This window comes from Psychrobacter sp. H7-1 (genome assembly GCF_904846585.1).
In the GTDB taxonomy this organism is placed as follows: Bacteria; Pseudomonadota; Gammaproteobacteria; order Pseudomonadales; family Moraxellaceae; genus Psychrobacter; species Psychrobacter raelei.
In genome coordinates this window covers 23,808-34,569 of sequence record NZ_CAJHBH010000033.1, presented here as the reverse complement: position 1 = coordinate 34,569, position 10,762 = coordinate 23,808, and the positions used below count along the sequence as shown (strand labels likewise).

Sequence of the window (10,762 nt, the reverse complement as noted above, 5' to 3'; positions counted from 1 at the left end):
CCTAATTTTAAAACATAATGACCAATTTGGTCGGTAACGCTCTGAGCAACTACGGTAAATCTTAAAACGGAGGATTAATGCTAATACTACGAGGTAATGATTTGTTGTGGGCTTCTCTCAAGCAGGAGCCTAGTATAGGGTGACAACTCCCCTTTAGCAAGCCTTATTTTAAAATAACTTAAAAAAACAGAAAAAGTTACTAAAAAATATGCCGTTAATCGCTGTCAGTGGTGAGTATGCGGCGCTATTCATGTCACAAAATTAGTTATGTTTACCCAAAAATGAGGCTGCATATCTATTAAAATAAGCTTATGATAGTATTAAACAGTAAGGCATATATCATGCAATCAGCCTCTAACAATATGCCACTATCATTGCCATTAACTGCGCAGCTAAGCATGCCCGTTAATGTATCTTTCACTCTGTTTGATATAGGTGTTGCCATGAGCTATAAACATATTTTGCTCGTTACTGACTTACGCTCTGATGCCGACGTTGTTGCCCAAAAAGCCAAATACATTCACTCACGTCAACAAGATGCACAGCTGTCAGTACTACATATTATTAAAGATACGATGGTAGGCTTTGGATATGAAATGGTCCCTGCTGCCAGTCTTTATGATGAGATAGATGATGAGCGCTGCAAAAACGCAAGAGGTGATTTGATTGAGTTTCTCAAGCGAAACGGTCTAGACTGCAAGAGTCAGGAAGTCACCACCGCTATTTCAAATAGCGAGGGTATTATTAACTATTGTCATAAAAACGACGTGGATTTAGTCATTATCGGTCGCCATGAGCGCCATGGTATCTCCGCTTGGATTAACGGCGCGACGGTAGATGCTATTTTGCCCAATGTCTCTTGTGATGTGTTGGTAGTCAGACTAGAAAAGCCGGTAAAATAAAGCTTGACTGTGCTTGAGCCGAAGCGCTGCACCGTCCCATCAAGCCGCCTGGGTGGACAATGAGCGGATAAATGGTCTGTAGCAACAGCCTATAGCCCATTGTGCATAGATAGATAGACATAGACATAGCAGTCTATCAGGCGTCAGGCAACCGCCATAGATAGACGCCGACACAAAAGCAAACCAAGGCCACCGTCCATGCCACCCAAGCTTTGGCCTCAGGTACTGTCCACAGCAGCATGCTGCTTGAGAAGCCCATCATAATACACGCCAGCCATTTTGCTCGGCGTGGCACAGCTCGGCGCTCCTCCCAGTCTCGAATGTACTTACCCATGTGTTTGTGATTGATAAGCCACAAATAAAAACGCTTAGATCCGCGAGCCCAGCACCCTGCTGCGAGTAAAATAAAAGGAGCCGTGGGCATAACGGGCAACACCGCCCCTATCACGCCGAGTGCAAAAACTATAAACCCCAAGATGAGATATAACCAGCGCATGTGGGCATACTTCGAGGGGTTTATGCGTCCAGTATGTCGATACTTAGTTTGCTCAGTCATATAAACTTATAGCGCTACAGCCTGTCCAAGCCCATCACGCTTCGCCAATTGGGCAATCTTGAGTGCCACAGCTGCATCAAAACTTGCAGCCCCCACAGATTTAAATAAGCTGAGCTTGCTCTTCGCCTGCTCATCGCTTAGCTGTAATTTACCATTGACCAAGTCCATTAGCTGGCCACTTAGCTCATCCCAGCCCCAATCGCAGTCAGCATTGTCATCGGCCTGAATTAGGTCACCCGCTTCATGCTTACCGCCCTCTAGATCATCGATTACCACATAGTCACAAGCGGCAATTACCGAATCACTCACCTCTTTCATATGCGGCTGATAAGCACCGACCGCATTAATATGGGCATTGGGTTTAATCTGCTCGATTTCAAACAGCCCTTGGGTGGCCCGTGTGGCCAAATTAATCACATCCGCCTCTGCCACAGCCGCTTCAATAGACTCACATACCTTAACGCTGATACCTTGCTGGGCCCACTGCGGGTAATCAGCAATAAACTGTGCTTTAAACTGCTGGGCTTTATCACCACTGCGGTTCCATAAGTTCACTTGGCGAATGTTAGGACATACGGTTAACACCGCATTAAGCTGCTCATAGGCCATGCCGCCGGTGCCAATGACAGCCACAGTTTGGCTCTCAGGATTGGCCAAGTACTTAGTGGCAACCCCAGACAAAGCCGCCGTACGAACTTGAGTGACATAGATGCCATCCATAAATGCCAAGGTATCCCCTGTCGTAGTATCTGATACAGTAATGGTGGCCACAGTAGTTGGCTTCTGGCGCTGCGGATTGTCTGGGCAAATAGTGACCAATTTGACCACAGCATACTCCTGCTCGCCATCGAATACGACAGAGGGCATGGACAAGTGCGAGCCTTGCTGATGCGTGTCTGAATCTTTATTGGTGGGAATGACCAAGCGCTCGGGCGTCTTGACCCAATTTGGGTGCTCAGTCTGACGGATGAGTAGCTGTTCAATGGCCTCAATTGCCATGGGCATAGTCAGCTGCTGCTTAACGGTTTCCATGTTTAATACTTGCATCATTATTCCTTTATCATTTTATTTATAGATATATTATAAAGGAAGTATGCTAGCAGCACACAGCGGGCGCAAACAATAGGCAAAATGTCAAATTTTGTCAGAATACCTCAACGCTAAGCCCGCTGTTAATACACTACTTTGGGCTATATTGCCTGATCAGATCGTTTGATAACAAAACCCAGCAGTGCCATTAAAATGGTCGGTACTATCCAGCCTAAGCCCAGCTCAGCCATAGGCAGCTTCTCAATTAAGCTGTGCCAAGGCAGTGGACTGCTCACCAAATTGCTCAACATGTCATTAAAGGCGAACAAGGTGGCTGTTCCTACACCGAACACATAGGTCAAAGGATGCTTGGCAATCATAGGATGTATCAAAGACAACAGAACTAAGGCGATACTAATGGGATATAAAAATACCATAATGGGCACCGCTATGGCCAAGATGCTGTCTAGTCCCAGATTTGAGAACAAAGCACCCAGCACAGTGAAGATGAGCACATAAACGCCATAACCAATCTTAGGATAGACTTGATTGGCAAAGCTTGAACAGGCATTAATTAAGCCAATACAGGTGGTTAAACAGGCCAAAATAACAATCATACCAAAGGCCACGTTCCCAGCATTGCCCATCAGTTGCGTGGCAGCACTCGATAGCAGCACCGCTCCATTTTCATAGCCCTCAGGACGATACATACCACGGCCAATCCAAGCCAAGCCAAAGTAAATCAGACCCAAAAATAGACCCGCCACCAATGAGGACTGAATCATTACTTTAACCAACTGCTGGGGCGCCAAAGGTGCCTGACCCGCCGCCTTAGTCGAGCCCATAATGGCATTGGCCAATACCGTACCAAAGGCCAGGCCTGCCAGCGCATCCAACGTAAAATAGCCCTCGATAATGCCCGCTGACAAAGGATTGCTGTTAAATTGCTCTGAGGGCGCATGCACGCTTGGCGTCAGATGCATAAAAGCCAGACCGCAAAGCAGTGCAATCACCCCGAGCAGTACCGGCGTCAATACCTTACCAATGATATCCACCAAGCGACCTGATTTAAGGGCGCATAAATAACACACGCTAAAAAACACCACCACATAAGTAATCAGACTTATGCCCTCGGGCAAGTTTATAAAGTGGCGAAAGCCCATCTCATAACCCACGTTAGCAGCGCGCGGAATACCGTACATCGCACCAATAGACAGATAAATTAAGATGGCAAAAACATAAGCAAATACCGGATGCACTCGGCGCCCCAAACCCAACAACCCTCCACTAGACTTGGCAATGGCAATGAGGCTGAGCATTGGTAGTGCAATGGCAGTAACGATAAAACCGATGACCGCAGGCGTAAAATTAAGCCCAGCATTCATCCCCAACATAGGCGGAAAAATTAAATTACCGGCACCAAAAAAGAAGGACAACAGCATAAACCCTAAGAATAAGGGATTGCTGGCTGAGGAAGAGGGGTTGACTGCGTGATCTTTGTCCATGAAGGGGCCACCTGATTGAATCCGGCACATCGTATATGCACTAAAAAATGGCCAATTGTATAGCAACACCAAGCGTATGGCAAAAACTACTGATATCAGCGCTTTAGCCCCAGCTAAGTAGGCCTTTTACGCACAGTAGCAGCAGCGCTGAGATGCCCAGTCCCAATGCCCCTGCTCGCTTAAGAACAGGATTGGGCATCTTTAGACTCAAGGTCGTGTAGATAATTAACAGATAACTGCTAAAGGGTAACAGCAGCAATACCATGATTAAATAACCAAACCAAGGCCAATGTTTTATGGGCTCAAAATGCAAAGTCAGAGTCAATAGCAGCGCCAAAAGATAACCTAGCATAACAAGACTGGCATAAATGGCTGCCCTATCTAGCAACTTATGACGCCGCCACAATAACCATAAAGCTGGCAGAAGTAATAACAGTAACAGCTTTATTATCATAGTTTTGACGTCTTAGAAGTAAGTTAGGTAAATAGGCTAATGTTGGTCATGTTGTGACTGCTGCTGATCCCAGTCATCGGCCGCTTTAAGCATCTTTTTGATCAGTATCGCCGATAAAAAAGCCACCACAGTGAGCACAACCGCAAAGATTGTAAGCGTCATAAAGAACCCACCGTAACTCTCTACCGCTATTGCTTGGGTCAGCTTAGTCCCTTTATCCAAAGCAATTGAGGTTGAAAACACCGCTCCAATAATGCCGCTCACTGCCATAGCCACCATAAATAGGCTCACTGAAAAACTGGCAATGGCCTTGGGCGCAACTGATAAAATATATGCCACCACCAGACTGCCTACCACCACCTCAGCAAAGGCTTGGAAGAAATGTACCAGTAAAAATATCTCTGGTCTTAAAATGGTATCAGGGCCAATGTGCAATAAAGAGACGGTTAAGATAGCAAAAGCTATGGTCGTTAGAATAAAGGCCACACCCACTTTGACCGGTGTGCTTAAGAAGATATCACGCTTCTCTAAACGATTGGTAATAAAAGCAATCACAGGACCTGCCACTGCACACCATAGGGGGTTCATAACCAACGAGCCTTCTGGCTGAATTGGAATTATGCCAAATAAATCACCACGCATGGTGTTAATCGCCACGATATTCATTGAGGTCATCATCTGCCCGTAGTACACAAAAAAGGCGATACTCAATAGCACCATGATCAAGATAGTTCCCATACGCAGCGCCGTTGATCGGGCAGCTTTGAGCATCAATACCACAAAATAACCTATCGCTGCAGCACTGATGGCATAAACAATGTATTGCCCTATATCCATGTCACTAAACATATAAAATACAACGGCAATCATTAATGCACTAAGCCCAAAAAACTTTAGCCAGCTTTGTACAGAAACCGGTGTTTTATCAATCTCATCGGCATGGGTGACCAAGGGTTTGCGTATCAATAATAGGGATAACACACCCAGCCCCGCCATAATGGCTGAGAGCATAAAGTTACCTTTATAGCCAATAATCAACGTCAAAAACGGAAATACATACTGACCCAAAAAAGCCCCTAAATTATTCACCGAATAGTTAATTGGATATACTTTTTCAAAGTCAGCTTGTGAGGCAAAAGTGGTCTGAAATAAGGTCGGATAATTGGGTGACATCAGCCCGCGGCCATAGCTGGCCAAAGCAATCCCCATTAAACTTAGCGGCACATTGACCCCTACGGCACTAATCATAAGCAGCACATAACCCAAGGTAAAGGCGACATAGCCCACCACCAAGGAGCGGTACGCCCCCAAAAACTTATCACCAATAACGCCGCCAGCAATAGAAAATAAAGTGCCCACAGCACCAAAGGCACCGATAACCATCAAGGTATCAGCTTCACTGTACTGTAATTTTTCTAAGAAAAACGGAGTAAGGACAATCATTACCCCATAAAACGAGAAGCCAAAACCCATTTGGCAAAACATCATTACTAGGTTTCTTTTATTAAACACTGGGTACCTCTCGCATGTGCAATCAAAAAAATAAAGCCACCCAAACGGTGACTTTATTATGGCTGTTAAGTTAAGGATAGATAATTTCGAATTTCGACAGAAATCGGCTATTTTATCTTAATTCGGCACTCATGGTTAAGCCAAATACTCGGTTTTTGATGAAATACTGCGTCTACAAAAAAGGCCACTGATTTTCATCAGCAGCCTGTTATCAATTGCTTGTAAAGTCACCATTAATCTGTGTTTAATGTCCGGTAGTGCCGCCCACCAAGCCAGTGACTGTGCACGCACTCAAAAATATCGAGCTGGTTAGTATAATGGCCAATGCCCGTGTGGTCTTGTTAATTAAAGTTAGCATAGCCGCTCCTTAATTTATAGTGAGCAAACAGGCTCTAAACGGCTCTTATAAACATAAGAGTAATTTTGGCCATTTGGGTAAGCACGCTGTAGCTCAGGCTCATTAAAGGTCTGATTTAACATAAGCGATTGTTTTGGCGCAAACTTAGTGGCCTTGATATAAGAAAAAACAGGCTGATTTTGATACTGTAGTCCAACGGCGTTAGCAGTCGGTACCAGCTTATATTGCTCCATGCCTATTTGCTGATAAGTACCGTCAGCATAGCACTTAAAGCGGTAATTCTGGCTCATGCCATTGTTGAAGCTGACGACTGATGCCTCGCCATTTATCGCTGAGGTCATGGCCCAATAGCCCTCAGATATGCCTTGAGGCAACTGGTAGGCATTGCTAGTTGAATTGGGCGCCATACCAGTGCTGGCACAGCTTGATAAAAATAGGGCGCTACTGATGATGGTAGCAGCTGAAATCTTCATACGATGACTCATAATCGTTCCTCTGATTCAATCCTTGATAAGGAGAAGGTAGGTAAACAGTAACTATTAGCAATTTACTATGTTAGCAATTTACTATATTAGTAACTTACTATGGTAGCTTACTTTGCTGTGCCAATCGTTTACCAACTTAGGTGTCATTGTAGGTTTTTTATGTTTAATCGATAACTGTTGATTGGGTATGGATACCCTGTTTAGCCGTAAACTTAACTAAAAAAATGGCGGCCCCAATATAAAATTGAAGCCGCCATAATAAGGTAAATACAAAATAAAAACAGTAAAACCAGCTGTCCAATGACTTTAGCGATTATAGCGCTTTAAGCTGAGCCATCTGTTCGCTCATCACTTTTAACTGACCTTCAAGTTCCTCAAGCTTGGCTTTTTCTGCAGCAACCACTTCAGCAGGGGCTTTACTAACAAAGCCTTCATTACCCAACTTACGTGCGATGCCATCCGCCTGCTTTTGCAGTTTTTCTTGTGCTTTTGACAGACGACCTAGCTCAGCTGTTGGGTCAATAAGACCTTTCATCGGTACCATCACCCGCAGCTTGCCGACCATACTAGAGGAGGACAATGGCACTTCATCACCGTCATTTAGTATGGTTAGGCTCTCAACTTTGGCCAGCGCTTTAAACTGGTTTTCAATACGATGTAGGCGCTCAGTTTGCTCCGCTGTGATGTTCTCAAGCAGTACCGGCAGACGTACTGCGTTACCCAGCTTCATCTCACCACGGATATTGCGTACGCCAGCGATAAGCTCTTGTAACCAGGTCATATCGACTTCAACTTGAGCGTTGATCTGCAACTCATTGACCTCAGGGAACTGGGCAATCATAATGCTGTCAGTATCTCTGCGCTCTAATAGCGGTGCAATGGTCTGCCAAATCTGTTCTGTCAAATACGGCATGACAGGGTGAGCAAAGCGCATCGCCGTCTCTAATACATGTAGCAGCACATAACGAATCTGCGCCTTACGCTCACTCGATACCGTGTCATCATTTAAGCTGGCTTTAGCAAGCTCCACATACCAGTCACAGTACTCATTCCAGATAAATTCATAAATATCATGGCTGACCATATCTAAGCGATACTGCTCAAAGTGCTGCTTGATATTGGCAATGGTCGAATTTAGACGGCTGATAATCCACTGCTCAGGTAGCTCCCACACTTGGGTATTGGGCGCCTTATCGATGGCCAGCGCAGTACCCTCTTTGTCAACACAGTTCATCAGTACAAAGCGGCTGGCGTTCCAGATTTTGTTACAGAAGTTGCGGTACCCTTCGACACGTTTTAAATCAAAGTTAATGTCACGGCCGGTGCTGGCAAGCGAGGTAAAGGTAAATCGCAGCGCATCAGTACCAAAGGCTGGAATACCCTCTGGAAACTCTTTGCGGGTTTGTTTTTCAATCTTGGCCGCATCTTTGGGGTTCATCATGTTGCTGGTGCGTTTTGCTACCAAAGATTCCAGATCAATACCATCAATCAGATCGATGGGGTCAAGCACATTACCTTTAGATTTTGACATCTTCTGGCCCTGACCATCACGCACCAAACCGTGCACGTAGACCGTCTTAAATGGTACTTGCGGCGTGCCATCTTCATTCTTCATAAAGTGCATGGTGAGCATAATCATACGCGCCACCCAGAAGAAGATAATATCAAAGCCGGTTACCAATACGCTGGTCGGGTGAAAAGTCTGTAGCGCTTTTTGGTCTTGTGATTCATCGCCCCAACCTAGGGTGCTAAAGGTCCATAGACCTGAGCTGAACCACGTGTCTAGCACGTCTTCATCTTGGCGCAGCTCAACGCTGTCATCAAGATTGTATTTGCTGCGTACTTCGGCCTCATCACGTGCCACATAAATGTTGTCATCGTTGTCATACCAGGCTGGGATGCGATGACCCCACCACAATTGACGGCTGATACACCAGTCCTCAATGTTGTTCATCCATGCCATGTACATGTTTTTGTACTGTGCAGGTACAAACTCAATACGGCCATCTTCCACCGCTTCAATCGACGACTTTGCCAATTGCTCTACTGCCACATACCACTGATCGGTTAACCAAGGCTCAACGATAACCCCACTGCGATCACCGCGAGGCGCTTTAAGCTGATAGTCCTCAATTTGATCCAGCCAGCCCTCAGCCTGAGCCTGCTCAACCAACTGCTTACGAGCGTCAAAGCGCTCAACACCGGCATAAGCTTCAGGGGTTTTTTCAAGCTTAGGCTCACGGGTCTGCAGATCTGGATAAATCTCCATCTCAGGCAGTATATGGGCGTGTGCATCAAAGATATTGATAAGCGGTGTATTATGACGACGGCCAAGCTCATAGTCATTAAAATCATGCGCTGGGGTAATTTTTACCACACCGGTACCAAAGTCGCTTTCAACATAGTCATCAGCCACGATAGGCACTACGCGGCCAGTAATCGGCAAGGTAATGGTCTGGCCGACCAAGTGGGTATAGCGCTCATCTTTTGGGTTCACAGCTACTGCGGTATCACCAAGCAAGGTCTCAGGACGGGTGGTTGCTACCACAACATAATCTTTGCCGTCTTGGGTTTTGATAGATTTGTCAGTGAAATAGTAGCGAAAATGCCACAGTGAGCCTTTTTCGTCATGGTTTTCTACTTCTAAGTCTGACAGTGCGGTTTGAAACTTAGGATCCCAGTTCACCAGACGCTTACCGCGGTAAATTAGACCTTCATCATGCAAGCGTACGAATACTTCTTTTACCGCGTTTGATAAGCCCTCGTCCATGGTAAAGCGTTCACGCGACCAATCCACGGATGAGCCCAAACGGCGAATCTGACGGGTAATGTTACCGCCCGACTCTTCTTTCCACTCCCAAACCTTATTGATAAAATCTTCACGAGTTAAATCAGTACGCTTAATACCTTCTGCATTTAAACGGCGCTCTACCACCATCTGTGTGGCAATACCGGCATGGTCTGTGCCCGGCTGCCACAATGTATTGTCGCCCAGCATACGATGATAACGGGTGAGCGAGTCCATAATGGCATTGTTAAAACCATGACCCATGTGCAAGCTGCCAGTCACGTTAGGTGGTGGCAGGGCAATAGAAAACGACTCATCGCTGTTATATTTGGGCTGAAAATAACCACTTTCTTCCCAGCGCTGATACATACCCTGTTCAACTTCACCGGGATTATAGGCGTTTTCAAGTTGTTTTAGGGCCGATTGAATAGAGGCAGTAAGATTTTGATTGCTCATAATAAAAGTGTCTTATTGTTGATGAGAAATTTATAAAATAAAGGCAGATACAAAGACGTTAATGGGTATGATTTTAACGCAGATAGCAGAATTTTGTTAGAGGTTAAGCCAATTTAGCTCAGCACGTCTTGACTTCCTGCCCGCCCTAAAATGAGGGGATCGCTACAGCTAGACGATAAAACAGTTATAAGGGTAATGGCGGCGGGATTTTTGGATTGCCCACAGTATAAACCGCCGTGCCATAAGCAATGGCTTCCACCATACTTCCGCTAATATTGATACTGGTGACCTCCAAGCGCAGACCATAGACTTGATTGTAGCCCAAAAACTGCGCCTCAAGCTTCATGCGAATTACCGCCTCACGCCGAGCCCTATCAAGTAGCGTCTCATAGGTGGTGAGGTTTTTACCAAACACATTAAGCACCCGAGCGACTATCATCTTAAAGTAATCTTGAGCAATCACCACACTGCCCATCACCAACACTGGCTGCGTGGCATCGGCAATGATCGGCTGATAAAAGCGTTCAGTTGAGACAATGATGTGCCCCAGCTCTTTTTCGGTGCTATCTAGACGCTTAAGATGATCATTTTCGTTATAACGACCAAACACCCATCCAATAAAAAACAGCCCAATAAAAACTATATTATCGATAAAAAAGTCAAAAACAGTATCCATGAGCGCCGCCCCCTAGCTTAGGTCTTGAGTAAGACAGCCTG

At 45.5% G+C, this 10,762-nt stretch carries 9 protein-coding genes; 1 reads left to right on the top strand and 8 read right to left on the bottom strand.

Annotated features, from left to right (window positions below; all coding sequences use genetic code 11):
- Positions 1-443 precede the first annotated feature (443 nt).
- A complete protein-coding gene (locus JMX92_RS09955; RefSeq protein WP_011961383.1) occupies positions 444-902 on the top strand; it encodes a universal stress protein in 459 nt (152 codons plus the stop codon).
- 136 nt (positions 903-1,038) lie between these two features.
- On the opposite strand, the gene JMX92_RS09950 is transcribed toward JMX92_RS09955, so the two are convergent.
- From JMX92_RS09950 to JMX92_RS09915, 8 genes are all read right to left on the bottom strand, one after another.
- Positions 1,039-1,458 carry a YbaN family protein gene (locus JMX92_RS09950; RefSeq protein WP_201545436.1) on the bottom strand — a complete coding sequence of 140 codons (420 nt, stop codon included), beginning with the start codon at positions 1,456-1,458 and terminating at the stop codon, positions 1,039-1,041.
- A gap of 6 nt (positions 1,459-1,464) precedes the next feature.
- A complete protein-coding gene (locus JMX92_RS09945; RefSeq protein WP_201545435.1) occupies positions 1,465-2,505 on the bottom strand; it encodes an ornithine cyclodeaminase family protein in 1,041 nt (346 codons plus the stop codon).
- A 143-nt stretch (positions 2,506-2,648) separates the two neighbouring features.
- Positions 2,649-3,992 carry a branched-chain amino acid transport system II carrier protein gene (gene brnQ, locus JMX92_RS09940; protein ID WP_155587324.1) on the bottom strand — a complete coding sequence of 448 codons (1,344 nt, stop codon included), beginning with the start codon at positions 3,990-3,992 and terminating at the stop codon, positions 2,649-2,651.
- A gap of 103 nt (positions 3,993-4,095) precedes the next feature.
- On the bottom strand, positions 4,096-4,446 hold the full coding sequence (locus tag JMX92_RS09935) for a hypothetical protein (protein ID WP_011961387.1): 351 nt from the start codon (positions 4,444-4,446) through the stop codon (positions 4,096-4,098).
- 36 nt (positions 4,447-4,482) lie between these two features.
- On the bottom strand, positions 4,483-5,958 hold the full coding sequence (locus JMX92_RS09930; RefSeq protein WP_413786865.1) for a peptide MFS transporter: 1,476 nt from the start codon (positions 5,956-5,958) through the stop codon (positions 4,483-4,485).
- 372 nt (positions 5,959-6,330) lie between these two features.
- Positions 6,331-6,801: a hypothetical protein gene (locus JMX92_RS09925; protein ID WP_011961389.1), complete on the bottom strand. Its 471-nt coding sequence runs from the start codon at positions 6,799-6,801 to the stop codon at positions 6,331-6,333.
- A gap of 313 nt (positions 6,802-7,114) precedes the next feature.
- Complete coding sequence (locus tag JMX92_RS09920) at positions 7,115-10,045, bottom strand: valine--tRNA ligase (protein ID WP_201545431.1); 2,931 nt, start codon at positions 10,043-10,045, stop codon at positions 7,115-7,117.
- A gap of 184 nt (positions 10,046-10,229) precedes the next feature.
- A complete protein-coding gene (locus JMX92_RS09915) occupies positions 10,230-10,721 on the bottom strand; it encodes a YbjQ family protein (protein WP_011961391.1) in 492 nt (163 codons plus the stop codon).
- Between the last annotated feature and the right edge of the window lie 41 nt (positions 10,722-10,762).